The organism is Variovorax sp. 05L425 (genome assembly GCF_056397705.1).
In genome coordinates this window covers 252,321-278,430 of sequence record NZ_JBFTNY010000003.1, presented here as the reverse complement: position 1 = coordinate 278,430, position 26,110 = coordinate 252,321, and the positions used below count along the sequence as shown (strand labels likewise).

24 protein-coding genes and 2 tRNA genes are annotated in these 26,110 nt (G+C 63.4%); 10 read left to right on the top strand and 16 right to left on the bottom strand.

All coding sequences use genetic code 11. From position 1 onward, the window contains the following. Positions 1-11: 11 nt before the first annotated feature. Entirely contained in the window at positions 12-587 is a 576-nt protein-coding gene (gene greB / locus AC1DN9_RS05515; RefSeq protein WP_478098020.1) for a transcription elongation factor GreB, read from the bottom strand. Positions 588-1,487: 900 nt separating this feature from the next. On the opposite strand from greB, the gene AC1DN9_RS05510 reads away from it, so the two are divergent. The 4 genes from AC1DN9_RS05510 (at position 1,488) to AC1DN9_RS05495 (ending at position 7,314) form a co-directional block, all read left to right on the top strand. Continuing rightward, the gene (locus tag AC1DN9_RS05510; RefSeq protein WP_478098018.1) at positions 1,488-3,011 is read left to right on the top strand and encodes a tyrosine-type recombinase/integrase; all 1,524 of its coding nucleotides are present in this window, start codon (positions 1,488-1,490) and stop codon (positions 3,009-3,011) included. A 187-nt stretch (positions 3,012-3,198) separates the two neighbouring features. Further along, entirely contained in the window at positions 3,199-3,567 is a 369-nt protein-coding gene (locus AC1DN9_RS05505; RefSeq protein WP_478098016.1) for a helix-turn-helix transcriptional regulator, read from the top strand. 136 nt (positions 3,568-3,703) lie between these two features. After that, a complete protein-coding gene (locus tag AC1DN9_RS05500; protein WP_478098014.1) occupies positions 3,704-4,549 on the top strand; it encodes a hypothetical protein in 846 nt (281 codons plus the stop codon). After that, on the top strand, positions 4,546-7,314 hold the full coding sequence (locus AC1DN9_RS05495) for a primase-helicase family protein (protein WP_478098012.1): 2,769 nt from the start codon (positions 4,546-4,548) through the stop codon (positions 7,312-7,314). The genes AC1DN9_RS05500 and AC1DN9_RS05495 overlap by 4 nt, the downstream gene beginning before the upstream one ends. A 217-nt stretch (positions 7,315-7,531) precedes the next feature. Here AC1DN9_RS05495 and AC1DN9_RS05490 read toward each other — a convergent pair whose 3' ends face one another. Beyond that, positions 7,532-8,395: a hypothetical protein gene (locus tag AC1DN9_RS05490; protein ID WP_478098010.1), complete on the bottom strand. Its 864-nt coding sequence runs from the start codon at positions 8,393-8,395 to the stop codon at positions 7,532-7,534. Positions 8,396-8,467: 72 nt separating this feature from the next. On the opposite strand from AC1DN9_RS05490, the gene AC1DN9_RS05485 reads away from it, so the two are divergent. After that, the gene (locus AC1DN9_RS05485; protein ID WP_478098009.1) at positions 8,468-10,135 is read left to right on the top strand and encodes an N-6 DNA methylase; all 1,668 of its coding nucleotides are present in this window, start codon (positions 8,468-8,470) and stop codon (positions 10,133-10,135) included. After that, positions 10,125-11,144: a hypothetical protein gene (locus AC1DN9_RS05480; RefSeq protein WP_478098007.1), complete on the top strand. Its 1,020-nt coding sequence runs from the start codon at positions 10,125-10,127 to the stop codon at positions 11,142-11,144. Before AC1DN9_RS05485 ends, AC1DN9_RS05480 begins: the two co-directional genes overlap by 11 nt. 105 nt (positions 11,145-11,249) lie before the next feature. On the opposite strand, the gene AC1DN9_RS05475 is transcribed toward AC1DN9_RS05480, so the two are convergent. The 11 genes from AC1DN9_RS05475 to hrcA all read right to left on the bottom strand — a co-directional run bounded on the left by AC1DN9_RS05475 (position 11,250) and on the right by hrcA (position 16,779). Then, a complete protein-coding gene (locus tag AC1DN9_RS05475) occupies positions 11,250-11,930 on the bottom strand; it encodes a hypothetical protein (protein WP_478098005.1) in 681 nt (226 codons plus the stop codon). A gap of 4 nt (positions 11,931-11,934) precedes the next feature. Then, positions 11,935-12,786 (bottom strand): hypothetical protein, encoded by an 852-nt coding sequence (locus tag AC1DN9_RS05470; RefSeq protein WP_478098004.1) that lies wholly within the window; start codon positions 12,784-12,786, stop codon positions 11,935-11,937. Then, positions 12,774-13,493, bottom strand: coding sequence for a HipA family kinase (locus AC1DN9_RS05465; RefSeq protein WP_478098003.1), 720 nt, complete (start codon positions 13,491-13,493; stop codon positions 12,774-12,776). Before AC1DN9_RS05465 ends, AC1DN9_RS05470 begins: the two co-directional genes overlap by 13 nt. 331 nt (positions 13,494-13,824) lie before the next feature. Further along, entirely contained in the window at positions 13,825-14,046 is a 222-nt protein-coding gene (locus AC1DN9_RS05460) for a hypothetical protein (protein WP_478098001.1), read from the bottom strand. A 21-nt stretch (positions 14,047-14,067) separates the two neighbouring features. Beyond that, positions 14,068-14,460, bottom strand: a complete 393-nt coding sequence (locus AC1DN9_RS05455) for a DUF4156 domain-containing protein (protein WP_478098000.1) — start codon at positions 14,458-14,460, stop codon at positions 14,068-14,070. After that, positions 14,457-14,651 (bottom strand): hypothetical protein, encoded by a 195-nt coding sequence (locus AC1DN9_RS05450; RefSeq protein ID WP_478097998.1) that lies wholly within the window; start codon positions 14,649-14,651, stop codon positions 14,457-14,459. Before AC1DN9_RS05450 ends, AC1DN9_RS05455 begins: the two co-directional genes overlap by 4 nt. Continuing rightward, positions 14,648-14,845 (bottom strand): sigma factor-like helix-turn-helix DNA-binding protein, encoded by a 198-nt coding sequence (locus tag AC1DN9_RS05445; RefSeq protein WP_478097996.1) that lies wholly within the window; start codon positions 14,843-14,845, stop codon positions 14,648-14,650. The genes AC1DN9_RS05450 and AC1DN9_RS05445 overlap by 4 nt, the downstream gene beginning before the upstream one ends. A gap of 38 nt (positions 14,846-14,883) precedes the next feature. After that, on the bottom strand, positions 14,884-15,132 hold the full coding sequence (locus tag AC1DN9_RS05440) for a hypothetical protein (protein WP_478097994.1): 249 nt from the start codon (positions 15,130-15,132) through the stop codon (positions 14,884-14,886). Positions 15,133-15,502: 370 nt separating this feature from the next. Beyond that, positions 15,503-15,579: transfer RNA gene (locus tag AC1DN9_RS05435), tRNA-Arg, on the bottom strand. Positions 15,580-15,659: 80 nt separating this feature from the next. Next, a tRNA-Ile gene (locus AC1DN9_RS05430) sits at positions 15,660-15,736 on the bottom strand. Positions 15,737-15,774: 38 nt separating this feature from the next. Beyond that, on the bottom strand, positions 15,775-16,779 hold the full coding sequence (gene hrcA, locus AC1DN9_RS05425) for a heat-inducible transcriptional repressor HrcA (protein WP_478097992.1): 1,005 nt from the start codon (positions 16,777-16,779) through the stop codon (positions 15,775-15,777). A gap of 28 nt (positions 16,780-16,807) precedes the next feature. Here hrcA and AC1DN9_RS05420 point away from each other — a divergent pair, with 28 nt between their 5' ends. From AC1DN9_RS05420 to rapZ, 3 genes are read left to right on the top strand one after another with little or no spacing between them, the layout of a single operon-like run. Next, the gene (locus AC1DN9_RS05420; RefSeq protein ID WP_478097990.1) at positions 16,808-17,704 is read left to right on the top strand and encodes an NAD kinase; all 897 of its coding nucleotides are present in this window, start codon (positions 16,808-16,810) and stop codon (positions 17,702-17,704) included. Between the two features lies 1 nt (position 17,705). After that, on the top strand, positions 17,706-19,388 hold the full coding sequence (recN, locus tag AC1DN9_RS05415) for a DNA repair protein RecN (protein WP_478097988.1): 1,683 nt from the start codon (positions 17,706-17,708) through the stop codon (positions 19,386-19,388). After that, positions 19,385-20,260: an RNase adapter RapZ gene (gene rapZ, locus AC1DN9_RS05410; RefSeq protein WP_478097986.1), complete on the top strand. Its 876-nt coding sequence runs from the start codon at positions 19,385-19,387 to the stop codon at positions 20,258-20,260. Before recN ends, rapZ begins: the two co-directional genes overlap by 4 nt. A 17-nt stretch (positions 20,261-20,277) precedes the next feature. Here rapZ and mutY read toward each other — a convergent pair whose 3' ends face one another. The 3 genes from mutY to mutM form a co-directional block, all read right to left on the bottom strand. Next, on the bottom strand, positions 20,278-21,390 hold the full coding sequence (gene mutY, locus AC1DN9_RS05405; RefSeq protein WP_478097984.1) for an A/G-specific adenine glycosylase: 1,113 nt from the start codon (positions 21,388-21,390) through the stop codon (positions 20,278-20,280). Continuing rightward, positions 21,341-23,302, bottom strand: a complete 1,962-nt coding sequence (locus AC1DN9_RS05400) for a dynamin family protein (RefSeq protein WP_478097982.1) — start codon at positions 23,300-23,302, stop codon at positions 21,341-21,343. The genes mutY and AC1DN9_RS05400 overlap by 50 nt, the downstream gene beginning before the upstream one ends. A gap of 73 nt (positions 23,303-23,375) precedes the next feature. Beyond that, entirely contained in the window at positions 23,376-24,191 is an 816-nt protein-coding gene (gene mutM, locus AC1DN9_RS05395) for a bifunctional DNA-formamidopyrimidine glycosylase/DNA-(apurinic or apyrimidinic site) lyase (RefSeq protein WP_478097980.1), read from the bottom strand. 81 nt (positions 24,192-24,272) lie between these two features. Between mutM and AC1DN9_RS05390 the strand changes: the two genes are divergently transcribed. Next, entirely contained in the window at positions 24,273-26,099 is a 1,827-nt protein-coding gene (locus AC1DN9_RS05390; RefSeq protein ID WP_478097978.1) for a tetratricopeptide repeat protein, read from the top strand. Positions 26,100-26,110: the final 11 nt, after the last annotated feature.

Here is a 26,110-nt window from a genome sequence, read left to right as displayed (position 1 = left end):
TCCCCAGCCGTTCAACCGACCCCGGTTGAAGGCGCCGGGTAGCTGACCGACAGCACCTCGATCTCATGCACGCCGCCCGGCGTGGCGAGTTTGACCACATCGCCCTCCCGGGACTTGAGCAGCGCGCGCGCAATCGGCGAAATCCAACTGACCTGCGACTGCGCGCTGTCCGCTTCGTCGATTCCGAGAATGGTGACCGCACGCTCTTCGCCGTTTTCGTCGGCGTAATGCACTGTCGAGCCGAAAAACACCTGGTCGCTACCGTGATGCACAGAAGGATCGGTGACTTCGGCGACTTCGAGTCGCTTGGTGAGAAATCGAATCCTGCGGTCGATCTCCCGCAGACGCTTCTTGCCGTAGAGGTAGTCACCGTTCTCGGAGCGATCGCCGTTCTTTGCAGCCCAGTGCACGGCCTCGACCACCTTGGGGCGCTCCGTGTCCATCAGATCGAGCAATTCGGCACGCAAACGAGCATAACCAGCGGGCGTCATGTAGTTCTTGCCGCCAGCGGGCAGCGGAGGCAGCGCGCCGCCTTCGCTACCGTCATCGTCATCGGTTTCGACTTCCTTCGTGAATGCCTTGCTCATTGCTCCAGCCTTCGACCCGCAGCAGGATCGGGCGCCGGTTGTATCACACCACCGGGCCTTCGTCGGACGCTGGAATCGGCCCGTTTCCGGGCCCGCCCGGTTCAGCCCGATTGCTGATCAGGCATGGACACTTCTGAATCTGGCACGGCTTGCTGACTTTGCGGGGTGTCGGCCGATATGTCCAATCCTCGTCTGCCTTGCTCCCCACGAGCGATGCCCTTTACGAGATGCCGCGGCAAGTGGTGGGTTCGCTGCAGGCGGGACAGTGCCTCACTGCGTGCGGGCTCAGAGACCGGCAGGAACATTTGCAATGAACTCATCTTGGTCGTCCCCATGAGCGCCAGAGATGGAAGCGCTCGATTCGCATCAGCTCGAATCGAGGCCAAATGGATCCAAGCGGCGCTGGCGTCGCCGCCGGCAAATTATCGCTGCGGACGAATCCTCTGGTGCTTGCGGCCATGCGCGCGGTAGTGTCAACGCCACCTGCAGCGCGCCTTGTTTACATCAAGTGACCTAGTTTCAACCACAATTTACAGGAGACGCTCACAATTGGTGCTCTCCTCTGGACTCCAAGGTCCTTTAGCCCGCTTCGGCGGGCTTTTTCATGGCCTGTGTACATCGCGTTGGCGCAAAGGTCGCGCCAAAAGAAAAAGGGTTAGCTCGCGTTAACGAGCTAACCCTTTTATGAGAGTGGTGCGGCTGGCAGGAATTGAACCCACGACCCCTTGGTTCGTAGCCATCCGCATCGGACATCTTGGGTCGATTCATATCGAAGCATCAACGCCTAGAATTGCCAGTATTCATGCGGGTTTCACGGCACATGACCCCCTTTTACATTGCATATCGAATCATATTGATGCATCATCGAATGCGCCAATGTATGCGCCAATGTGAATCGATATGCAGACCCACCAACAACCCAACTTCCTGCGCCGCCTGATGGCGGAAACCGCCCTCGGTGCCGAGCAGCTTGCACCCAGTTCCTCCGTCACCCGCCGATACCTGCGCCTGGAAGGCGCGCCCGACCTGCGGGGCTTCCACCTCACCATCGGCGCAGCCAGCGCAGTCGGTGGCGCCTCCTATGCATGGGCGGTGGAATCCGTTTTGCCGGCCACCGGCAAGCGGCAGCGCCTGCGCGTGGCCGATGCCAAGCTCACGACGATGGAAACGGCCATCGGGTTGGCGCGCGAACTCAAGCGCGACATGAAGGGCGGCACTGACCCGAAGGCAGAACGTGAGGCCGAGAAGATCAAGGTGAAAGAGCGCGCCGCCGCCAAGGTGGCATTGCGGCGCACCCTGCGCGAACTGTTGGACGAGTACCTTGCGCGCCAGGTGAAGCAGAAACGCCCGAGCGCGGAGCTGCTACGCAGCTTCTTCAGCGAACCCACCGAGGCCACCCTGGAGGCCAAAGACTGCACCCGACTGGAACTCAAGCCCGTGTTGCGGCTGCTGGGCACGCCGGCCGCCAATGTCACGCCGGAGGCAGCGCAGAAACTGGTGCGCTCCTACGAGACGCGAGGCTTGCGCATGGCTCAGGCTGCGCTGGAACATCTCCGCGCTGCCTTCAATGTGGCCTTGGACGACGCGACCCAGGCCAAGGCGTTCGGCATCACCGCCAACCCGTTTGCGCGCGTGCGCGTGAGCGAAGCGCCCGATCAGGATGCAGACGAAGACGATGACAACGAGCGCGGCACCCGCGCCTTGTCAGAAAAGGAGGTCGCCGCTTTGTGGCACGACCTGCATGCACGAACAACCGTCACGGCTGGCAATGGCGCGCAGCTCACGGTGCAAGTTGATGCGCGCACCCGCGTTGCGCTGCTCCTGACGCTCGCGACTGGCCAGCGGGTTGAGCAGGTGCTGAAAACCCGTATCCAGGACTTGGACCTGAAGGGCGGTGTGTGGACGATCCCGACCGCCCACCGAAAGGTTCGTCGGACTCTCCGTGCATCGAAGCGCGCCGCTGCCAAACTGCCGCATCGGGTGCCACTGCACAACTTGGCCGTGTCGTTGTGGAATGAAGCCATCAGCCTGCGCACCAACACCGCGAACCCCTGGTTGTTCCCGAACACGAACAGGAAAGGCGAGGAACAGCTCACCTATCGCGACCATCGCACGCTGAGCAAGTTCGTCAGCCGCTGGTGCGAGCGCACCGAGTTCGATCACTTCACTCCCCGCGATTTGCGCCGCACTTGGACCACGCAGGCCGGCCGATGGCGCCTCGACTACGAGGTGCGTGAGCGGATCATGGACCACGCATTGCCGGGCATTGGCGCCAAGGTGTACGACGAGGCCGACTACTTTGAACCGATGGCGGATTTGATGGAGGCATTCGGCCATCGCTTGGCCGCGCTGATCGGCCAGGCAGCAAGCGATTCGGAAAATCGAAACGTTGTGCCGCTTGTGCGACACGCCGGAGCAGCGTAGAGTCGTCCCACCTCTATGGGGCCGCGCCGCTACTCCATCGCGCGATAACCCTCCAGACACCGAAGCCGTTGCGCCAGCGCGCAGCCGCCTGTAGTAGCCGCAGGCCCCGGTGCACTGTTGCCCGAGGACGCTGACAGCACAACTCCAGTCCGCTGGGGTTGCCGTCCGTCTTTACGCCAGATGCACCATGCAAACTGAAACTGTCTCGCAGCCAGCCGCCGCTGGCCTGCAACTCATCCCTCGCACGGCAGTTGCTGCCAAGTTGGGCGTGTCGGTCGCCCAATGCGTCCGGGTCATGCGCGCCAACCCGACCTTTCCAGACCCCGTCGAACTGGCACGCGGTTCGTATCGCTGGCTGGCCGATGAAGTCGATGCCTGGCTGGTGAATCTGCCGCGCAGAACTACCGCAGAGCGCGCTGCCGCTACGACCGCAGCCGCCACCGCCAAACAGGCGGCCGACCGCGCCGTGGTCGCTGCCGCCGCCAAGAAGCGAGGCGTGAAGCCTGCCTCCAGCTCCCGCAAGACCTCACCCTCGGCCTCGGCCGCCACCATCTAAAAAGCCCTCGACCCGGCTGAACCACCGGACCGAGGGCGTGCGGATTGCCGCGAGTCACTTTTGAAGAGTGCGCAAATTTTAAGCAGTCTCGCCATCTTGGTGGTGATGCCGGTCAAACCCATTGAAAGGTTTGATCATGAAATCCAATCGCGCCACCCGGCGCCAGCAACGTATTGCCGAGCGCCGCGAGAGCCGTCGCGCTGCCCGTGCCTCCAACGTCCCGGGCATCAGCGTCGAGACCGTTGAACTGCCCGATGATTGGCGCCTGGCAGTGCTCCGGCACAGCCACCGCGATCCGCGTGTGCTCGGCCGCGAAGACGCCGCAGTCGAGCACGTGCAGGCCCTCGCGCCGCCCTTCATGTGTGGGGCCTGTGGTTGCATGCCCGACCTCCTGGCAGTGGGCGTAGTCGATAGTCCCGCCCTGGATCAGATCGGCATCCGGTGCCCTGCGTGCCGCAGCTCGGCGCAGGGGCTCTATTCGGACTTGGCGGTGCTTGGCACGCGGGAAGCCATGAATGACCAGACGATGCGAATGCTCCTGCGGGGTTTCGAACAGCGCGTGGCGGCCGATGCGGAAACCATGGCCAAGGACGCCGCCTGGTTCGCGCGCAATCCCGGCCGGCGCGTGCGCGTGCGCCCGCCGACGAACGACATGGAGCGGGGCCTTGGCGCACCTCCCGCAATGGGCATGCAGCTCGTGTGCATCGTGCGGCGCGACGCCTTCGATTGGCGCACGCCTGACACCTTGTGGGTGCCAGGGGGTGGTATTCATCTGGACATTGGCGATACGCCCGCGCAATTGACCCCCTCCATGGTCGATGCGCTGCACGAAGCCGTGTTCGAGACGGCGCGCGACGGGCCGATCAGCCTGTTGGACTATGGCCCCGTCATCGCACGCGCCAAGGCAATTCACCGCGCGCACGAGCAGGCCGCGGAAGCTGCCCGGACCGCTGCGCAGCGCAGCGAGGGGGATGCATCATGAGCCGTCCGATCCCCTGGAAAACATTGATTCGCATCACGCTCGATGCGGCCCGGCAGGCGGGTGCGGACCGCGACGAGGTGCACATCGTCCTGGGCATGTCGGGCGCCGAGCTGACGGCCAAGGCCGACTCCGACGAAATGCCTCCGAGTGACGTGCTGGCGCGTTTCTCTGCCGCACTCAGGCGGTGGATTCCTGCACCGAGGGGGCCGACCAGCCCGGCCTCCCCCGCACCGGCACCGGCACCGACCGCCGCTACGCCGGCCGCGACCCCTGCGCCAACCACCGCTGCATGGGGAAGTCCCCCGAAGCCCCAGGCCCCGGCGATCCGCTTCGATGCCATCCCGCCCGAGCTGCAAGCCGGCCGGTTCCTTGTCATGTGGCGGTTCGTGCTCAAGAAGGACAAGCACGGCATGGTCAAGTGGACTAAGCCGCCATGCCAGACCAACGGCCAGTACGCCAGCACCACCAACCCGGCGACCTGGTGCACGATGGCCGAAGCAAAGGCCGCGCTGGCGGCACGCAACCCGGATGGCTCACCGATGTTCGACGGCATCGGGCGCGTGTTCAGCCCCGACGATCCGGTGCCGATGTTCGGCTTCGACCTGGATGACTGCATCGCCCCCGATGCCAACGGTGTCAGGAAGTTGAGCCCCGACGCACAGGAGGCCATCAAGGAGCTGGACTGTTACGCGGAACTTTCCCCCAGCGGTGACGGCGTGCACGTCATTGGCCTCGGGCACTTGCCGGGCGCACACTTCACCAACAACACGCTGGGGCGTGAAGCCTACGACAACTCGAAGGCCGGCCGGTATTTGACCTTGACCGGCCATGTGTTGCCGGGCTTTGAGACGCTGCGGACGCCCGACCCCGCCATTTTGGCGAAGTGGCACGGCCAATGGGACACGCACTCGCCGGGCAATACGTCCGTGCCGCCCTCGGGGAACGCTGCCCCCGTCGCTGCCCCGCCGCCTGCCGGTGCGACCACCGCTGCTGCCGCGCCCTCGACCTCGGCCAGCGGCGCCTACGTTGATGTGGACCTGGCGGCGCGCGGCGTCCGCGCGCACGTGCGCGCGCTGATCGAGACCCTCGATGGGCTGGTTTCGCACTACGGCGGGGATCGTTCCAAGGCAGTGCTGGGCGCGGCCATCGAGTTGGTGAAGGCCAAGCTCACCGACGACGAAATCGTGAGCGTCCTGACCGATCCGAAGCACAGCATCCATACCGTAGCGCAGAGTTCCGGCCGGCGCAGCACGCGCGACAGCGCGGCGCAGTGGATTCGTCAATACACCCTGCCGGACGCTCACCTGAAAGCCGCCGCGCAAGCCGCCATGCGCCAAGCCTCGGTGAATATCGGTGCCACGGGCGCCGCCAATCCGCAGGACCATCGAGCGCGTTCATTCACGCTGCCGGAAATGTTGGCCGATGCGGTCTATCTCGCCGGCACCGGCCAAGTGGCCCTGCGCGATGAGTTGCGCACCCACTACGAGAGTCTGGAGCTTTTCAACAAGGCGACAGCAGCGAGCAAGCACCAGATCACTCGCAAGAACGGGCCGGCCGAAGTGCCGGTGGCCAAGCTGTGGTTCGATTCAGCCGACAAGCTCCAGCGCCAAGTACTCACCTACGCGCCTGGTGAGGGCGAAATGACCTTCGATCCCAATGGTGTGCCTGCGTTCAATCTCTGGCTGCCTCGCCCGCACATCACGCCGATTGACTGGCGCCAGCGCGTGACGCCATTCCTGGAGCACGTCGAATTCCTCATCAGCGAGGCCGACATGCGGGAGCTGTTCCTCGATTGGCTTGCCCACATCGAGCAAGACCCCGGGACGTTGCCGCACGCGCACTTCGCACACATCGCGCGGGCTCACGGCCTGGGGCGAAACTGGATGGGCAGCGTGCTCGCCCGTGTCTTCGCCGGAGCCACCGCCCTGGGGTTCGATCTTGGGGGCTACTTGAAGTCAGGCTTCAATGGCGCGCTGGCCCGCAAGGAGCTGGTGATCGTGGACGAGCTCAACGAGAGCCGGCGCGCTGGCGTCCGCGCGGACCAGGAGGATGTGCTGCGCCGCACCCTGACCGAGAGCTTCACGACCGTCAACCCGAAGTACGGCAAGCAGCGCCTCGAAAAGAACGTCAAGCGGTGGCTGGTATGGAGCAACCGCCCCTATGCGCTCCCGCTGACGACCGGCGACCGGCGCTGGAATGTCATTCGTCACGATGGCGACCCGCGCGATGCGAGCTACTACACCCGGCTGTATGGCCTGCTGGACGACCCGCTTTTCATCGCCAGCGTGCGTGAATTCCTGCGCCAACGGGACATCAGCGCCTTCAATCCCGGTGCGCATGCGATGCTCAATCAGGCCAAGCTCGACATGATCGACGCGGGCCGCTCGGAACTGGAGCGCAATGCCGCGCTGCTGGTCGCTCGATGGCCGAGTGAAATGATCCGCTCGTCTGTGGCGGCGCGAATCGTGAACGCGGGCGCTTATTCGTCTGTCATGACGACGAGCCTCCCCGACAGCGCGCAGTTCGTCGCCGCCATGCGGGCGGTAGGCGCCATCCCGGGCATGCGGACCACCATCGGCCAGGACAAGGCCCGCACGTGGATTCTCGGCGGGCATGAGCGGTGGAAATCCGCCTCCGCCCATGAGCGTTGCGATGAAATCGAGCGAGGCGAACAAACCATGCCGCCCCGTTTCGCCACTGCCACCGGGGTGGTGCCGCTGGAGGTACTCGACAGCCTGCCGGATCGACAAAGCACGGCCCCCTGAGTGTGACTTTGCATCGCGGTGAACGCCGGTGAAACATGGACCAGCATGGACCCGACTTCAGAAAAGTATGGGCAAAGTCACTTGCACTTCTCCGACACTTTTCCTAGCTCGGGTCCATGCTGGTCCGGGCGGGTCCGGGTGACGCAAGGATGCGGCCTGCCCGAATTCACTTCATCGTCAGATGCGAATCCCATAACATGGAATACCGCCCAGCCCATCACCCGAACAGGCGCCGCCCCCGCTCCAGCTCGATCCGCTCACGCGCCCGCCGAATCCACGCATCCCCCTCGCCCCATACCAAATCGCGCTCCCGGGCATGCTCCAGCTCACGCAGCTCGGCCGCCTCCAGCCGCGCCGGCCCGATCAGAGGGCGCCACTCTTTACCCACCACGACAGCCGCTGCCGATGCCTTGACGGGCGCCGGCACGACACGCCGGCCGTGCCCCGCCACCGGCTCGGTGTAGGGCTTGTCGGCTTTCGCTCGGGAACGCACCCGCCAGGCCAGCCGGTGGCTCTGCTCAGTCATGTCGCAGAAGCTCTCGCATGGCGGCCCCAGCGCGGCCATCCGCTCGCGTGCCTGAGCCGCCAGGCGCGACCCTTCCCCGCCGCGCACGTCCACGCCTTGCAGCAGCAGGCCGCGCACCTTCCACCTGCACCAGTCGATCACGCTGTCGGGCAGCCGCTGGTCGAGGGCATCGCAGTCACCTCCGAGATCATGCGAGCGAAGCCACGCCGCGAAGGCCGCTTCGCCCGGCGCATCCATGCGGACGGTGTAGCCCCGAGCAAACGGGTCGAGCCTCCACACCTTGCGCATCATGCGCCCGTGCTCCCGGGACGGCGCACGCGCCTCGCCGACGGCCGTCGAGACCTTCCGCGGCTTCCTGTCCTTGGGCGGCCCATGCCACCGGCACAGTTGACCCAGTTCGGCCACCGGCCGGCCACAGCGCGCTCCGAATCGGTTGCACGCAGCGCAGCGCAGCACGGTGGCCCACCACAGGCGCAGGCTCTCGCTGGTACGCTGCCGGCGCGCCAACTCTCGCGCGTCGAGCGTGAAGCCCTGGCCGTGAGTGGTAGACAACATGCCGACATTGTCCGCATCTATCCTCGACGTGCCCATGACCATCCTCGTCTACGTGGTGCATAGAATGAGGAGGTGACACTCCTGCGCTCGATCCACCCCAATGACACGCCCGCGCTTCGAAAGCAGCGAGGTGCCTTTTTTACGCCGGACGAAATCACCAAGTTCACCGCCGAGTGGGCCATTCGCTCGGCGGACGATCTGGTAATGGAACCGTCCGCGGGCGACGCCGCCTTCCTGGTCTCCGCAGTGGGTCGTCTCCGGGAGCTGGAGCCGACCACGGATGCGTGCCCGACCGTAGACGGGGTCGAGATTCATGCGCACAGTGCTCGCGTTGCCAGCCAGCGCGTGCGGGAAGCCGGTGGCAAAGCTCGAATCCGGCACAGTGACTTCTTTCTGGTTGATCCCAAGCCGGTGTATGACGCCGTCATAGGCAATCCGCCGTACATCCGCTACCAGGACTTTTCAGGCGAGTCCCGAGTCCGGTCCCGCGCGGCTGCCCTGCGGGGCGGGGTCTCGCTGACGGGTCTTGCCTCCAGTTGGGCAGCTTTCACGATCCACTCTGCCCTATTCTTGAAGCGCGGTGGCCGCCTCGGACTTGTCCTTCCGGCCGAGTTGTTGTCGGTGAACTATGCCGCGCCGGTGCGCCGATTCTTGTTCGATCATTTCCGCGACGTACAGCTAGTGCTCTTCGACGAGCAGGTGTTTCCGGAGGCCGAGGCGGATGTCGTACTGCTCCTCGCCGACGGGTATCGGGAAGGCCCCACCACTCACGCGACCATCCGCCAAGCGAAGAACGCCGCTGATCTTGCGTCTCTCGGTGCGGGGCTTACCTGGACGCCGACCGATCCCGCGGCCAAGTGGACCACCAGCCTCGTTGATCCGAATGCCGTCGAGTCGCTGCGTGCTCTGATGAATGGGGGACGGTTCGCGAGTCTGGAAACGTGGGGTGATACCACCCTCGGCATCGTCACGGGGAACAACAAATACTTCACGCTCTCGCCGAAGCGCGCAAGGGAACTCGGCCTGCGTCGCAGCGAGCTGCTGCGCCTTTCGCCGCCTGGAAGCTCCCACCTGCGCGGCCTTTCGCTTTCCGACAGCATGCTCACCAAGCTCGGCCGACAGGGCAATGCAACATATCTCTTCTATCCAGCCGATCCCCCCTCGGCTGAGGCTTCGGCATATATCGAAGACGGCCACCGAACCGGCGTCGATACCGCCTACAAGTGTCGCGTCCGCAAGACGTGGTACCAAGTGCCGCTGGTCCCAGCCGCTGACCTGCTGTTGACCTGCATGAACGCAGATACGCCCAGACTCACGACAAATGAAGCTAGAGCCCGTCACCTCAACTCAGTGCATGGCATCTATCTGAAAGACGAGTGCCGTGAACTCGGCCGCGAGCTCTTGCCGCTGGCGAGCCTGAACTCGGTGACATTGCTGCACGCAGAAATGGTTGGTCGCGCCTACGGCGGAGGCATCCTGAAGATCGAGCCGAAGGAAGCCGACGTTTGGGCGATGCCATCCCCCGAGCTGGTCTTGGACCGCGCTGAGGAGCTTCGTGCAATCAGAAGCCAAGTCGCAGACCTTTTGGACGCCGGGAAGCTGCTTGATGCCGTCGAGGTAGTCGATCAGGCGATGCTCGTCGATTTCAGCGGGTTGACGGCGAAAGGCATCAAGGAGGTCAGGCGCGCGCGTGCAGAACTCGCCCAACGCCGCACAGTGAGGGCTGCCAGTGGCCGTTGAACCAAACGCGAAAGCGAAAGCCTGGGTAATTTTTGATCGCATCGTGGCTCGCGCCGCTCCCGGTGGCGCTCACAGCAATCCTTGGAGCGCGGGCCCGGACGGCCAACTGCGCTACGCCCCAGACTATGCGACCCTCGCCCAACTTCTCGGCGTTCCTCTTTTCCTAAAGGCTGGAACCCAAACCGGCGTGCCGGCTCTGGCGCTGGATGTCTGGCTGAGCTACGAACTGCGGCGCGCTGGATTTGACCGCGATGAGGTTTGGCCGCGCCCCGTCCATCCCCGCATCCTTCCGGCCCCCATCGCGAACTTGCTGAAGGCACTGCCGCGCAATATCGGCGACCCAGTGGCAAAACGTCTGACGCGGGATGCCGCGGTGGCCGGCGTCACTTCATCGAGCGCGAACATATTGGGTAAGAACTACCTCAAGCAAGTTGATGTGATCATCACGGACTGGGCCACCGGACCCGAGTTGTTGATTTCGACGAAGCGCATGGACTCCTCTTATGGAAAGAATGCGCCCAATCGTGTCGAGGAATCTTACGGTGACGCCAAGAATCTGCGGTTGAGGCATCCCCTCGCCGCTCTTGGCTTCGTGTTCGGACTTCGGTCCGACATCCTCCACAAGGAACCCGCTACCGCTGAATGGTTGTTTGACCTACTCGGCAAGCTCGGCCGCGAGGATGACGCCTACCACGCCACCTGCCTCGTCTTGATGGACTATGCAGACACCGCCATAGCTGAGAACGGCGAAGAGGCCCACGCAACTGTCTTGCCTGAACCCGGGCCCGAAGCAAAGGATGAGGAGGTCGCGCCGACGCCAGAACTTGACATTGACGACGTAGATCGTGACATCGCAAGCCTTCCGACCGTGAAGGTTCTTGAAGAAAAAACGCCTGTCGAACTGTCACCTGGCCGCTTCCTCGCGGCCATGGTTGCACGAGTGCTTGCTGCTACTCCTGTGAATATGCACAGAGAGGCGCGAAGACGGCGGGATGCTCGTAAAACGTAGATTTGCGAAGCCAGCGGGAGGCGGATCGGCGTGACCGAAGCTCCATCGTCGGCAGGCTACGGGCCCTAAATGGCGCAGGAAATCATCGGGCTACCGAGCACGATGCTAGGCTCCCTTTGGACTGGCCGCGACGGCATCTTCATCCCTTCCAGGTCGAACACCCCGCACAGCGCGCCCGCTCCCGCGTATGCACGCATCGGCAAAATCCATCATGCGTTTTTCATGGGTAAGTATTGCCTCAAGGTCATCCGTAACCCAGCCACCTAAACGATCGCTAAGCGCAGCATTTAGGCGTTCAAGACAGGCTCGTATTCCCAGCACCCAGGCGTTGTTTCCGATCGTCCGGGAGTAATTGAGTTCGGCGAGCTCGCGTTCTTGGTACGAAGGGAAGAACGTCTCGTACGCATCAATTGAGTATCGAAGGAACACGGAGAATCTGGCCAGGTTTGTGTTCAATACTTCGTAGTCCGACCGATCGCTGAGCAGGGTCGCGTATGCCGCAAGCTGATCAATATTGTGACCCCGCCTGCGCACTTCTCGATAGACCACTTCCGGATCATCTTCTAAGTGGCTCAGGAAACAATGCGCCTTGAGTGCGCACTCGCAACCGATCAGCAGGTCAACAAACGTTTTCGTGCGGCCCATCTTGTGCATCAGGGGGCCAGCCTCCCAGAGCTGGTCAAACCGAGTGCCGAAATCGAGCGCATCACGGAAGAAGTGATCGGCAAGGTCGTGCAGAACGGACAGGGGCTTCTGCGGAAAGTCGAAGACGTGATCAGTTTCCATGAGGCTACGCAAGTTGTCCCGTATGCCGCGCAGCCTTAGCTATGACTTCAAAGTAGCTTGTCATGTCAGCGTCATTCTCGATAGCGTATACCTCCGCTACCGTGGAAAGCAAATCAATGCTTCGCGCCGCGCGTTCATTTCCGCCGTCTGCAACCACCACATGGCATCGGGTTTTCTTGCCGAACGACTCCTTTGCGGTTCGCAGCACAAGGCACTTAGCCTGCGCTTCAAAAATCTTCTGACGCACACCTTCGTCGGCCACGCCAAAATCCAGCGTTTCGGTGAGATTCATCGCGCCATTTTTCAGCGCGAAGTCTGCTTTAAGGCCGTGTCGAACCGATACGGGAAAGTTCGGGATCACTTTGTGCGCGTTGATCTCGTCCGCCGACTTGCCCAAGATGCCCATTTTCGCGAACTGCGATTTGAGCCTCGAGCGCAGTCGAGAGCTTCGTGGCGCGGAGGCAATCGTGTTCGGTTGAAGTGCAGGGTGCGCTGGCAGTACAGATTCAGCCATGATCGAGCGCACATGCTGATCCAGTTGCGCGTCGTTCTCGAACGCAATCTCTCCCTCAAAGTCATGCAGGGCTAGGTTGCCTCCAAACTGACGCAAACGCGCGCGCGCATCTGGAAGATCAGAGCAGTCTTCCAAAATACTCGCGATATTGGCCCCAAGTCTTGCGAGTCGCTCCGGTGGAAAGGCGATGTCAACCGCGCGCAGCTTGTCCACCGTTGGAAGAATGAAGAACGACCAACGGGCATCGCGGATCAAGGCTAGACCTATGCACAGGATATCGACGCGCTCTACATCAGGTCGCATCGTGAGCAGGCTGTAACGGGCTACGTTCATGGCAAACATGATTGGGCCTTTGCTAGTCGCATTTTGCGGGCGCTTCCCACCCACCACTGGCGCAAGCGAATTCGCTCCTCGTGCGAGAGCCAATCCGATGGCATGGGTTCAAGAATATCGCGCATCCATTCGTCAGGCAGGGCTCCGATCGCAGTTAGTACGTCTAGGGGAGCGATGTAGTGCGCTGCGTACTCCTGTCGCCAAGCGGGCAGGCAGTTGATGGTTTGACACGAACTCGACAAAGGTAAGGATGGGAGCGGCCATCCATGGTGCATCCATGCGCGACTGAAGTCGATTACGCGCATGACGACATCGCCTGCGAGCTCTAGGTACAGATAGTTGCCGAGATGCCTGTCGTCGTTGTGAGTGAAAAGGTCAACCGCGTGCGTTGTGGCAAAAAGCTCTGGGTTGCTCACCTGTCGGAAGGCCATTGCAGGGTCCAACGCGCCACCGAGCCATTGCGACCCGAAGAAGTAGCTTCCTGGACGGGTGGCCAACTCAATCACAGCAACGGGCGGCACCGGAAGACCGCACGCTCGTGCGAGGTGACTGCAAATCCATTCACTTGCAGGAAGGTACCGGGCCCTTGATTGACCCTTGCACAGGTAACGCTCAGTACTGGCTTCGTCAATGGCAATGAAGTCAGCGTCTGCTGTGGCTGGCGGTGGCTTGGTCCGAGTGCATACGATGGGAACTAGCTGGCCTTGCAAGGTCATGGATCTGCTTTTTGTTTTCGAGATGCGTTCTCATGGCTGAGCGTCATGAAGGCATGCCGCGCGAATTCACGCATTCTCTTGTATTCGCTACTGTCTTTTCCGCAGGTCTTCCCGAGGATTCAGCGCGACGACTCCTGCACACGCGCCCGACCGTTCGCATAGTGCTCGCGATGCAGCCGACGACAGCGCCATGCAAAGGCTATTCCGGTGTGGGCTTGGTGCCCCACAGCCGGCGCGGCGGCAGCGGCTCCAGCGGGTTCTTCGGTGGTCGGAACGGCGCCAGCGGGAGGCTCGGTTTCGGCCGGGGTTTCTTGGGCTTGGTCATCGGCCGTCAGTCCATCGGCGGCGGTGTGTTCGCTTTCGCCTGGTTCAGCTTGGCCTTGTGCGCTTTCAGCGCCGCCATGATTTGCTCGTGATTCAGGCCGGCGTCCCGCAGCTTGTGCACCACCGTCACCAAATCATGTAGCACCTTCGGCACGGGTTCGCTGTCGGTTGAAGTAGGGGTCACAGAGGGGGCAGCCATCGGACGGTCGCGTCGATCAATCTTCGCCATTGGCCAAGAATGCGGAACGAGTTAGGGGCACTTGTAGGCATCCCCTTGAGCAAAGGGCAGGCTAATGCCATGTTCGACGACTAGGGCCGTGAGGGTATAGGCATTGCCGCCCCGTCGCGCGGTCTCGTTGCGAATCTTGGCGAGCATGTCGCGGTTGGCTTCGGTCAGACTTGAGTAGAAGAGGCCGCCCGAGACATCCATAGCGCCCAAGAACTTGCATGGACTGCCTGGTTCTGGGGGTTGTATCTGTCGGACCTGGGTGGCTTCAGTGGCCATCGGTGTCGCCGAGCAAGCGACGAGCAGTTCGAGCAGCACGAGCAGGGCAATGGTTTTCATGGCGATCAATCTTGCTGTGGGGGACTGGCTGGCAGGAACGGCACCAGTGGCAGCATTGGCGTCGGTCGTTGCCTTCATTGCCGGGTGCGCTTCGCCCGATTCATTTCCAAGGCCGTTTTCAATGCTGCCTTGATTTCCTCCGCGCTCAGCCCCCGGTCGTGCAGCGCCTTGGCCACCTTGGTCAGCGCCAGCATCCCCGAAAGTAGTGGCGGGTCGGCGCTCGATTCTTCATCGGGCCTCGTGCTGGCGGTGGGGGCGGGCGTGGTCATGGCGCCATGGTAGCCGCCGCCCCGGGTCCGGCCGCCGGAACGTGCGGCGCGTCCATCAGGTCATCCACCACGTAGCCACGCTGCGCCAGCACGGCCCGTAGTTTCATCAAAGCCTGCGCCTCGATCCGCTGCGCCCGGGCCTTCGAGCAGCCCAGCTCTGCGGCGACCTGAGACAGGGAGGCGACCGTCTTCATTCCGTGCGCCGGCTGGCGCCCTGCACGCATGGGCATCGCTACGGCCGCTCCAGCGTCTCGCGGCGGGCATGCAGGGCTTCGAGCGCGGCACGCAGCTCGTCGGGGCTGCGGGCCACCGGCCGGCGTGGCTCCCTTCTGATGGGTTTCGGGTGAAGCGCATCGAGGATCGTGCAGGCGGCACGAACGCGCCTGCGTGGGGACGTGCCCGGGTCGGTGGCCGTGGCCAGAAGCGCATCGAATTCGGTCATGGTTGCGCGGTTGTACGCCGACAAGCGGGCTGGCGGCATAAATCCGCTCAGGGCAAAAAAGTCCCAAGGGCGAAATCGTGTCAGCAGTCTCTCAAAGATTCTTGCCGCTCGGCCGATGACCCCGGGTGGGGTGAGTTGGCCTGCCCTCGTGGTCGCGGCCGACGCGCCAGGCGGGCGCAGGCAAGGCGGAAGCGATGTGGATGAGGGGTTGGTGGCCAGGCGGGCGCTGTGCGTCTCCTGCGGCCGGTAGAGCAAGCTCGTATTTCCGCGCGCCCGGCGCTTTGCGATGCGGCCTCGACGGCCGCGATCCAAGCGCCAATGCAAGGGCAATGCGCCAATGTATGCGCCAAGAAGAATCCGAAAAAGAAAAAGGGTTAGCACGCGCTAACGTGCTAACCCTTATCAATAGTGGTGCGGCTGGCAGGAATTGAACCCACGACCCCTTGGTTCGTAGCCAAGTACTCTATCCAACTGAGCTACAGCCGCACAGCTTGCGAGTATAGCATCCAAATCTGGTGCCCTGTCTCGAAGTGCTGAACCTTCGCGCAAAAGCGAAGAAGAACTGGTGGTAGGCCGTGCTGGGCTTGAACCAGCGACCAACGGATTATGAGTCCGCTGCTCTAACCAACTGAGCTAACGGCCCACGCGATGCGGATTCTAGTGGGCCGCAGAGCTCACTCCTTACTTCCGGTGACTCAATGCGTTCGTGAGGAGCTTCGAAGTGATGTCGACGATCTGGATCATGCGGTCATACGGCATTCTTGTTGGCCCGATGACACCGAGCGTTCCGACCACTTGCCCATCGACTTCGTAATTCGCGCTCACGATGGAGAGATCGTCGAAAGGAACGACCTGGCTCTCGCCACCGATGAAGATGCGCACGCCTTCGGCTTGGCTGGAAACATCCAGAAGGCGCATCAGTTGCGCTTTTTGCTCGAACAGTTCGAACGCGCGGCGCAAATGGCCCATATCGCTGGAGAAATCAGTCACCGCGAGAAGATTACGCTCCCCGGCGATCACGACCTCGTCTTGCGCCTCGGTCAGGACTTCGGAGCTCACCTTGACAGCCGCCTGCATCAGTTCGGCGATCTCTCCCCGCAGTTGTTCGACCTCCGACTGAAGGCGATCCCGCACTTGCTCGATCGACAGCCCGGCGTAGTGGGCATTGATGTAGTTGGACGCCTCGACCAATTGCGATTGCGAATAGTCCGCCTCCGGAAAGATCACCCTGTTCTGCACGTCGCCATCTGGCGAGACGATGATCACAAGCAATCGGCGATCGGAAAGTCGAAGGAATTCGATCTGTCGGAAGATCGAGGCGCGCCGCGGTGCCATCACGACTCCCACGAACTGCGACAGGTTGGACAGCAGATTCGCCGCATTGGCGATGACCTTCTGCGGTTGGTCAGGCGCAAGACTCGGCGCGGCAAGGTGCTCGCGCTGCGCAGTCAGCATGGTGTCGACGAAAAGACGGTACCCGCGTGCGGTCGGGATCCGACCTGCCGATGTATGAGGGCTGGCGATCAGACCGAGCCCCTCGAGGTCGGACATCACGTTGCGAATCGTCGCAGGCGAAAGATCCAGCCCCGACGCGCGAGACAGCGTGCGCGACCCCACAGGTTGCCCCTCGGCGATATAGCGCTCGACGAGTGTCTTCAGCAGCAACTTGGCGCGGTCGTCCAGCATCGGGCAATTTTAATGTTGTAATTTGTAGATGAGCTCCCGCTTTCGTCACGTCGCACTCATAGGCAAGTACCAGGCTTCCGGTGCGCGGGCGCAATGCGGCGCGCTCGATGAAGTCATGGAGGGCATCGGTGCCTTTCTCGAAGCACAAGGGTGCACGGTCTTCGTCGAGCAATCCCAGGCCGACGACATCGAGGTAAGTCGCTACAAGGCGCTCACGGTGGAAGAAATCGGCGAGGAGTGCGACCTCGGCCTGGTGGTCGGCGGCGACGGCACCATGCTCGGTATCGGACGGCAGCTCGCGCCCTACGGTGTCCCGCTGATCGGCATCAACCGGGGGCGGCTTGGCTTCATCACAGACATCGCCCTCGACAACTACCAAGCGACGCTGATCCCGATGCTGGCCGGCGAATACGAAGAAGACCACCGCAGCCTCATGCACGCGCAGGTGATGCGCGACGGTGTGTCGGTCTTTGACGCGCAAGCCATGAATGACGTCGTCGTGAATCGCGGCGCGACGTCGGGCATGGTGGAGTTGCGCGTGACGGTCGGCCGTCATTTCGTGGCGAATCAGCGCGCCGACGGGATGATCATCGCGTCACCCACGGGTTCGACGGCTTATGCGTTGTCGGCGGGCGGGCCCCTGCTGCATCCGGCGGTTCCCGGTTGGATCGTGGTGCCGATCGCACCACACACGCTCTCCAACCGGCCGATCCTGCTTCCCGATGCCGAGGAAGTCTCGATCGAACTCGTCGGCGGGCGCGACGCGAGCGCCAATTTCGACATGCAATCCCTCGCAACACTGGCCATCGGCGATCGGGTCGTCGTGCGCCGCTCGGACTACCGCGTCCGCTTCCTGCATCCCAGGGGCTGGAGCTATTTCGACACGCTGCGCAAAAAACTGCATTGGAACGAAGGAGGTTCCTGAAATGGCATTGCGCCGCATCGCATTGCGCGATTTCGTGATCGTGCGCGCCTTGGAGCTCGATCTCTCCAAGGGCTTCACCGTCCTTACCGGGGAGACAGGCGCGGGTAAGTCGATCCTGATCGATGCTCTACAGCTCGCTCTCGGCAATCGCGCCGACGCCGGTTCAGTGCGCGAAGGCGCCGAGCGGCTGGACGTCACTGCAGAGTTCGATGCCGACCCGGCCCTGGGCAACTGGCTGGACGAAGGAGGGTTCGAGGCCGGGGATTCCTTGATGCTTCGCCGGACGGTCGACCTTCAGGGACGCAGCCGTGGCTGGATCAACGGCAGCCCCGCCACCGCGACACAGTTGCGCGAACTCGGCGACCGCCTGCTCGACATCCACGGCCAACATGCATGGCAAAGCCTGACGCGCCCCGAGGCCGTTCGCGGTCTGCTCGACGCCTACGCGGGCGTCACGACCACCGCGCTCGACAGCGCATGGCACGCCTGGCGGCAAGCCATGTCCTCGCTCGAAACCGCGCGCTCGGCACAGGATTCCCTGCAACGCGAGCGGGAACGCCTCCAGTGGCAGGTCGCCGAGGTGATGAAACTGGCGCCCGGTGCCGACGAGTGGGAAGAGCTTTCAGCCAATCACGCACGCATTTCCAATGCGCATGCGCTCATCGATGCCGCCGAGGGCGCATGCGCTGCACTCGAAGACGACGATGGCGGCGCGCTGGCCGCGCTCAGCCGCGCCGTGACGATGCTGCAAAACTGTGAGCACATCGAACCCGAGTTCAAGGTACTCGGCGAGGTCCTGGCGTCGAGTGTGGCGCAAGCCGCAGACGCTGCCCATTCGCTGCACGGGTATCTCCGTCAGGCCGACACCGACCCAGAGAAGCTCGCCGAACTGGATGAGCGGATGGGTCTCTGGATGTCGCTCGCCCGACGCTACAGACGTCAGCCCGGGGAGCTTCCGGCTCTGCTTTCCGGGTGGCAAGACGAGTTGCAGGCCCTGGATGCCCAAAGCGACCTCGACGCGCTCGAACGAGCCGAGCAGGCATCGCAGCAGGCCTATATGAAGGAAGCAAAGACACTGGGCAAGGCGCGCAAGCAGGCTGCGCCCAGGCTCGCCCAAGCGGTGACGCAGGCCATGCAAGAGCTCGGCATGAAGGGCGGTCGCTTTGAAGTCGCGCTACAGCCGTTGCCGCAACCCGGCCGGTCCGGCCTCGAGGACATCGCATTCCTGGTGAGCGGGCATGCAGGCAGCACGCCACGCTCCATTGGCAAGGTGGCCTCCGGTGGCGAGTTGTCGCGCATCGCGCTGGCCATCGCCGTGACAACCAGTGAACTCGGTGCGGCACAGACCCTCATTTTCGACGAAGTCGACGCCGGCGTCGGCGGCGCGGTCGCGGAGACCGTCGGCCGCCTCATGAAGCAGCTCGGCCGCGACCGACAGGTCCTTGCGGTCACCCACCTGCCGCAAGTGGCCGCCTGTGCCGATCACCACCTCGTTGTTGCGAAGCGCCAGACCGGCGCCAAGAGCCAGGACGGTCTTCGCACCGAAAGCGGCGTCTCGGTGCTGGACAGCGAAGGCAGGGCACAGGAAATCGCGCGCATGCTCGGCGGCGAACGCGTATCGCAGACCTCACTGGCGCACGCGCGCGAGATGCTGGGCAGCAAGGCGCGGGAGACCTCAACGTGAGCCTGGAACTCGTCCTGATCACCGGGATGTCCGGCTCCGGCAAGTCGGTGGCGCTGCATGCGCTCGAGGATGCGGGCTACTACTGCGTCGACAACCTGCCGCCAGAACTGCTAGCGCCCTTCATCGCATTGCAGCAGCAACAACAGACGGCGCGGGTGGCAATCGCCATGGACGTCCGCAGCGGTGTTTCACTGCCACTGGTCCCTCAGCAACTCGAAGGCTTGCGGCGCGAAGGCGTATCGCTGCGCTCGCTGTTTCTCGACTCGACGACCGACGCGCTGGTGCGGCGCTATTCGGAAACCCGGCGCCGGCACCCGTTGTCCCGGCACGAAGGCCACACCGACGCACCCGAGCAGCAGCGCGTGCTGGTCCAGGCCATCGAACTCGAGCGGGAGTTGCTCGCTGATCTGCGCGACGGCGCCGACGTGATCGACACCAGCATCATCCGACCGGCGCAACTACAAAGCTACGTCAAGTCGCTGATCTCGGCGCCGCAGAGCACCCTCACCCTGGTGTTCGAGTCATTCGCGTTCAAGCGTGGCGTGCCGCTCGATGCCGACTACGTGTTCGACGTCCGCATGCTGCCCAACCCACACTACGTGGCTGCGCTGCGACCATTGACCGGTCGCGACGCGCCCGTCATCGAGTGGCTGCGGGAACACGACGATGTCGCGCGCATGTACGCCGATATCGAACAGTTCCTCGGAAGATGGCTGGACGCACTCGCGCAAGACCATCGCAGCTATGTCACCGTGGCCATCGGCTGCACCGGCGGTCAGCACCGCTCGGTTTTCCTCGTCGAGCAACTGGCGCGCGGGTTCGGCGCGAAATGGGCAGCCCTCAAAAGGCACCGCGAGCTGGACGGAGCCTGACCGCTCGTGCGGCCTCCTCAACCGCCGTTCGCCAGCAGCTTGCGCACCGGCGCCGGTATTCCGAGTTCTGGCCACTCCCGCTCGTCGAACCATCTCCCACCCTCGCCAAGTGACGACGAGGCACGGCAATCGACGGCGACCGGATGCAAATGAAGGTCCTTGTGCGTGAGCACGTGGACGAATCCCGCTTCGTCGCGTGCCTCCTTGCGGTCGGCAGCCGACAGTTCATCCAGCAACGCGTCGCGGCTCTCAAAGACCGGGAGACAGTAAAGACCCGCCCAAATGCCTCTCGCGGGGCGCTTTTCAAGCCACACGCGGCCCTGGGTATCACGTGCGCGCAGCATCCACAGCGATTCAGCGCTACGGCGGAGCTTGCGGGTCTTGACCGGGTACTTCTCGGGCGCGCCTTGACGTCGTGCGATGCACGCATCTCCTACCGGACAGATGATGCAGCTCGGCTTGCGCGGAAGGCAAACCGTGGCGCCCAGATCCATCAATCCTTGCGTGTAGCGAGCGATGGACCGTTGCTGCGTCGCGGGCGGCAACAGCTCAGTCGCTTCGTTCCACAAGGCGCGCTCCTGGGCCGAGGAAGACAGGTCGCCGTCGAAACCCAGCACCCGCGTGAGCACCCTCTTCACATTGCCGTCGAGGATGGCAACCCGCTCGCCGAAGCAAAAGGCCGAGATCGCCGCCGCGGTGGAGCGGCCGATGCCGGGCAGGCTCTGCAATTCAGCCGCAGTGCGCGGAAACGCTCCGCCGAACCGTGCGACGACTTCCTGGGCGCACCGATGCATGTTGCGCGCTCTGCTGTAGTAGCCGAGCCCGCTCCACAGCGCAAACACCTCGTCCTCGGTACCGGCGGCGAGCGCCTCCACGGTCGGGAAGCGTTCGAGGAATCGCGCAAAGTACCCCAGCACGGTCGAAACCTGTGTCTGCTGCAGCATCACTTCGGACAGCCAGACGCGATAGGGATCCTGCGTGTTCTGCCATGGCAGTTCACTGCGTCCATGGGTGCGCTGCCAGGCGACGACGCTTTCTGCAAAGGTCCGGGCGATCCGCTGCGCCGCCGACCGCGGGTCTTCAGGCTGCACTGAGTTCGCTGCGCACCGGCGCGGCGTTGGGCGCCTCATGGCTCACGAGCAGTGTCGTGAGTTCGCCCAACCGGCGATGCAGCTCGACGAGGTTGCTCTCTTGAGCCGCCAATTCGGCAAGACGCTCGTCGAGGCTGCCGGCAGCACCCTGGATGCGTTCGACCGCCTCGATCCGCTTGGTGAAGGTGCGACGCCGCTCCTTCAGTTGTGCATCGAGCTGTGCGCCGGCGCCCTTGCTCCAGCGCTCGACCTCTGTCATGGCGGCTTCGTTGACCACGCGCAGGCGGCTGGCCAGCGCGCGCACCAGCTTGTCGCAGAAGTCAGGCTGCGCCAGCTTGAGCAGATTGCCGACGCCGAGGTAATGGGTGTGACTGCGCTCGATCTGCGTCAGTTGCTGCTCGAATCCCGTGAGATCGGGCTCGGGCGGCGCCTGCAGCGTGAAGCCATGTTCGGCGTTGAGTTGCCGGAAGGTTGCGTGCAGCATCGCTTGGATCTCGGCGGTGGTCGCCTGGACTTCGCGCAGATTGTTGCGCAGCGCATCGAAGGTTTCGCCGTACACCTTGCCCACGTTGAACTTGATGCCGCGTCGCTTCAGCGCCGCGGACAGTCGGCCCATGTCCGCCTTCAGCGCGGTGCTCCCGAGGACGGCATAGACCTCTCGCAGCAGCTTTCCCTGAACCGACCTCAAGGCAAGGATGCGGGTATTGCTGCCCTCGAATTCGGTCTGTTCCTGCTCGATGCGAACTCGCATGTGCCGGATGACCGAGCCGTTCTTGCCGCGCAGGCCCTGCAGCTCGAGCGCCTGCTCGGACAGATCGCGCTGGCGTACGTGAAGGATGCGGGCCGCCTCCGTGCGTAGCGCGGCAATGCCCGCGTCGACAGCCAGCCGCAGCATCGTCTCGCGTTTGCCGAGCAGCCCTTCGCCCAGCACAGCTTCCAGCGCGGGAAGCCGACTCGCCTGAAGTAGCGGCACATCCCGGCGGATCTTGGCCTGCAATCCCTTTTGAGCCGAAACCGGAAGCACTTGCGACAAGGACACGCCAAGCAGTTCGGCCGCGCCCTTGCGCTGTCGCTGAATCTGCGCGTCGACCTGCGCGGGCGTGCTGAGGATGTCCCACATCGTGTCGATCTTGTTGAGCACGACGATGCGGGTGTCGCTCACATCGCCCTCGGTGACCAGATGTTCGCGCCAGATCGACATATCGGATCGCGTCACGCCGGTGTCGGCACCCAGGATGAACACGACGGCGTGGGCTTGCGGGATGAGGCTCACCGTCAATTCGGGTTCGGCGCCGATCGCGTTGAGTCCGGGTGTGTCCAGGATCACCAGGCCTTGCTCAAGCAAGGGATGCGGCATGTTCAACACCGCGTGACGCCAACGGGGAATCTCGACGCGGCCGTCTGAATCGGGGACGGGGTTGTCGTCGGGCGTGTCGTCGCTCCAGAAGCCGAGTGCCTGCGCCTCATCCACCGGCACCCAGCGCACGTCGGCGACCTTGCTCATCGACTGCGACAGTTGCTCGGCATTCTCGACGTCGATCGCGATTTCGGTCCAGCGGTCCGGTTCGTCACGCCAATGCGCGAGCGAATGGGCTTCGAGACGGGTTTCGATCGGCAACAGTCGCAGGCTGGCCGGATGCATGGGGTCATAGCCCAGCTCAGTCGGGCACATCGTGGTGCGCCCCGCGCTCGCGGGCATGATTCGACGACCGTAGCCCGCAAAGAAGATCGCATTGATCAACTCGGATTTGCCGCGCGAAAACTCCGCGACGAACGCGACCATGACCTTGCTGGTTCGCAGCTGTGCCTCGACATCTCGAAGCCGCTCCGCGACGCTCTGATTCAGCAGCTCGTTCTCGTTCAGCCAGCTCGCAAGCCACTTGAGGCGGTGCGCGAAATTGCGCCGCCAAGTGCCATGCTGGTCGAATTGCTGGTTAAAGGAGGCGGTCAAGGGGACAAATGTAAGGACAATTTACAAAATATAGCATCGGCACGGCTCCAGGAGATCATTCGCCCGAATGGTCTCAGGACTTTTGGCAGTTTGGGCAGAAATACGTCGATCGCTGCCCCTGCCGCACTTGCCGAATCGGTGTCGCACATACCCGACAAGGGTCCCCGGCACGGCCATAAACCGTGGCTTCCAACTGGAAGTAACCACTTTGCCCGTCAATATTTGAAAAGTCACGCAGCGTGCTCCCGCCCCGTTCGACAGCCCTGGCCAGGATCTCTCTGATTGCGGCATGCAGGCGTAAGGCCCGGGGCCGGCTGATCCGGGACGCAGAAAGCGTGGGGCGAATTCCCGCTAGAAACAGCGCCTCCGAGGCATAGATATTCCCCACGCCCACCACGACATCGCCGGCCAGCAGCACCTGCTTCACCGGCGCCCTCCGGCGGCGAATTCCCGCCAGGAATGCATCGAAGTCGAAGCTGTCCCCGAGCGGCTCCATACCCAAGCCGCCCAGCAGCTTTCCCGCGAGCGGCGAGGCCTCGTCCTCAACATAGACCACGGCGCCGAAGCGGCGCGGATCATTGAGGCGAAGGGTGCCCTTGCTTGTCACGAGGTCAAAGTGGTCATGCACGCCTGCGGGTGGCAGTGAGGCGTCGAAGCGAAGGCTGCCGGACATGCCGAGATGCATGAGAAGAAGGCCGGCATCAAGGTCGACGAGCAGATATTTCCCGCGTCTTCGCACTGCCCTCACCGTGCGCCCGACCAGCGAAGTCGGTTCAACGGCGAGCGCCCAGCGCAGAGGCTTGCCGACACGAATCGCCTCGATGCGGGCGCCGGCGATGCGATCGGCAAAACCGCGGCGAGTGACTTCAACTTCAGGTAGTTCGGGCATGGCGGGAAGCCTGACACGATTCGCTAGGGTATCGAAACCCCCGCACGACCATCGTTCAGGAGCCTGGATTATTATGGTCCGATGACCTTTTCGCCTCGTCGATCCCGCCTTGCGGCGGCTGCGCTCTCGGCTCTGATCGCGCTTGCCGCCCAGGCCCAGACAGAACCGCAGGCGCCTTCAATCCCCAGCGACCTCACACCCCTTGTCGAGCCTGCCGCAACCCCGCCGTCCGCCGCTGCCGCCGCCACGGATTCCGACAAGACGGTGGCGCAGCCTTCCGCCATGACGGCCGAGCTCTTCTACGAAGTGCTGGTGGGCGAGCTTGATGTGCGATCGGGCGACCCCGGCGGGGGCTACGCACAGATCCTCAACTCCGCGCGACAGTCGCGCGACGACAAACTGTTTCAGCGCGCCGTCGAGATCGCGGCGCAGGCGCGTTCATGGGATGCTGCGCTTGCGGCCACGCGGGCCTGGAAAGAATCCATACCCCAGTCGCGCGACGCGCGACGCTTGGAATTGCAGATCCTGATCGCGCTCAATCGCATCGGGGAAACGGTCGAACCTCTTCGGGCCGAAGTCGCCGCAACCCCTCAGATCGAGAAGCCTTTGTTGATGGCCGTCGTCGCTCGCAACTACGCCAGGGCCACCGACAAGAAGCTCGCCGCGTCGGTCGTCGAGCAGGCTCTTGCCGACGACCTCAAGAATCCCGCCACGGGAGGCGCGGCCTGGGCAGCCGTTGGACGCCTGCGCCTCTCAGCGGGAGACACCGCCGGAGCGCTCGACGCCGCCGTCAAGGGCCAGGAAATGGACCCTTCGTCGGAAGGGCCGGCGGTGCTTGCGCTGGATTTGATCGACCCCTCCCAGCCGCTTGCGGAGCCGATTGTCAAACGCTATCTCGCGAATCCAAAGGCCCAGCCGGAAATGCGCGTTGCCTATGCACGGGTGCTGGTCGAAGGCCGCCGCTACGACGACGCGACCGCCGAACTCGCCGCCCTCACAGTGGCGCGCCCCGAACTGCCTGAGCCCTGGCTGCTCCTCGGAAGTCTTCAGGCACAGGCGCGCCAGGATGCGGCGGCGGATGCTTCAATCAGACGCTATATCTCGCTGGCCACCACGCAGCCCGACGACGACGCCCGCGATCGGGGACTGACACAGGCCTATCTGCTGATGTCCCAACTGTCCGAACGTCGCAAGGACTTTGCCGGCGCCGACAGTTGGCTGGCACGCATCGACAACTCCGACGATCTCCTGGCTGCACAGGTGCGCCGCGCATCATTGCTGGCGCGGCAGGGGAAATTGGCGCAGGCTCGCGAACTGATCCGCAGCCTCCCAGAGCGCACCCCCGACGAGAAGAAGCAGAAGTTCCTGGCCGAAGTCCAACTGCTGCGCGATGCCAGACAGTACCAAGCGGCCTTCGACATGCTGGCCAAGGCGAGCGCGGCAGCGCCCACGGACACCGATCTCATCTACGACCAGGCAATGGTCGCCGAGAAGCTGAATCGACTCGACGAGATGGAGCGCCTCCTTCGTCATCTGATCGAAATCAAGCCCGATAACCAGAACGCCTACAACGCGCTCGGATACTCATTCGCCGATCGCAAGGTTCGCCTTGAAGAAGCGCGCACGCTGATCCAGAAGGCCGTCCAGCTTGCGCCTGATGACCCCTTCATCGCGGACAGCCTCGGGTGGGTTGAATTCCGGCTCGGCAATACAGGGGAAGCCGCGCGAATCCTCGAAGACGCCTACAAGCGCCGCCCCGACCCCGAGATCGGCGCGCATCTGGGCGAGGTCTTGTGGGCGACAGGCCAGCGCGATCGTGCGCTTTCCATCTGGAAGGAAGCATCACTGGCGGATGCGGACAACGAGACGCTGCAGGAAACGCTCAAACGCCTGCGCGTGAAACTTTGAATCGGCGTTCG

Excerpts from the sequence above, each read along its gene's own strand:
- AC1DN9_RS05505 (WP_478098016.1), top strand. The coding sequence starts at position 3,199 with ATGCAAACTGAAACTGTCTCGCAGCCAGCCGCCGCTGGCCTGCAACTC.
- AC1DN9_RS05390 (WP_478097978.1), top strand. The coding sequence starts at position 24,273 with ATGACCTTTTCGCCTCGTCGATCCCGCCTTGCGGCGGCTGCGCTCTCG.
- AC1DN9_RS05510 (WP_478098018.1), top strand. The coding sequence starts at position 1,488 with ATGCAGACCCACCAACAACCCAACTTCCTGCGCCGCCTGATGGCGGAA.
- AC1DN9_RS05450 (WP_478097998.1), bottom strand. The coding sequence starts at position 14,651 with ATGACCACGCCCGCCCCCACCGCCAGCACGAGGCCCGATGAAGAATCG.
- AC1DN9_RS05475 (WP_478098005.1), bottom strand. The coding sequence starts at position 11,930 with ATGGAAACTGATCACGTCTTCGACTTTCCGCAGAAGCCCCTGTCCGTT.
- AC1DN9_RS05440 (WP_478097994.1), bottom strand. The coding sequence starts at position 15,132 with ATGCCGCCAGCCCGCTTGTCGGCGTACAACCGCGCAACCATGACCGAA.
- AC1DN9_RS05500 (WP_478098014.1), top strand. The coding sequence starts at position 3,704 with ATGAAATCCAATCGCGCCACCCGGCGCCAGCAACGTATTGCCGAGCGC.
- hrcA (WP_478097992.1), bottom strand. The coding sequence starts at position 16,779 with ATGCTGGACGACCGCGCCAAGTTGCTGCTGAAGACACTCGTCGAGCGC.
- AC1DN9_RS05470 (WP_478098004.1), bottom strand. The coding sequence starts at position 12,786 with ATGTTTGCCATGAACGTAGCCCGTTACAGCCTGCTCACGATGCGACCT.
- AC1DN9_RS05490 (WP_478098010.1), bottom strand. The coding sequence starts at position 8,395 with ATGTTGTCTACCACTCACGGCCAGGGCTTCACGCTCGACGCGCGAGAG.
- AC1DN9_RS05455 (WP_478098000.1), bottom strand. The coding sequence starts at position 14,460 with ATGAAGGCAACGACCGACGCCAATGCTGCCACTGGTGCCGTTCCTGCC.
- AC1DN9_RS05495 (WP_478098012.1), top strand. The coding sequence starts at position 4,546 with ATGAGCCGTCCGATCCCCTGGAAAACATTGATTCGCATCACGCTCGAT.
- greB (WP_478098020.1), bottom strand. The coding sequence starts at position 587 with ATGAGCAAGGCATTCACGAAGGAAGTCGAAACCGATGACGATGACGGT.
- AC1DN9_RS05445 (WP_478097996.1), bottom strand. The coding sequence starts at position 14,845 with ATGAAGACGGTCGCCTCCCTGTCTCAGGTCGCCGCAGAGCTGGGCTGC.
- mutY (WP_478097984.1), bottom strand. The coding sequence starts at position 21,390 with ATGAGGCGCCCAACGCCGCGCCGGTGCGCAGCGAACTCAGTGCAGCCT.
- mutM (WP_478097980.1), bottom strand. The coding sequence starts at position 24,191 with ATGCCCGAACTACCTGAAGTTGAAGTCACTCGCCGCGGTTTTGCCGAT.
- AC1DN9_RS05465 (WP_478098003.1), bottom strand. The coding sequence starts at position 13,493 with ATGACCTTGCAAGGCCAGCTAGTTCCCATCGTATGCACTCGGACCAAG.
- recN (WP_478097988.1), top strand. The coding sequence starts at position 17,706 with ATGGCATTGCGCCGCATCGCATTGCGCGATTTCGTGATCGTGCGCGCC.
- AC1DN9_RS05420 (WP_478097990.1), top strand. The coding sequence starts at position 16,808 with ATGAGCTCCCGCTTTCGTCACGTCGCACTCATAGGCAAGTACCAGGCT.
- AC1DN9_RS05460 (WP_478098001.1), bottom strand. The coding sequence starts at position 14,046 with ATGGCGAAGATTGATCGACGCGACCGTCCGATGGCTGCCCCCTCTGTG.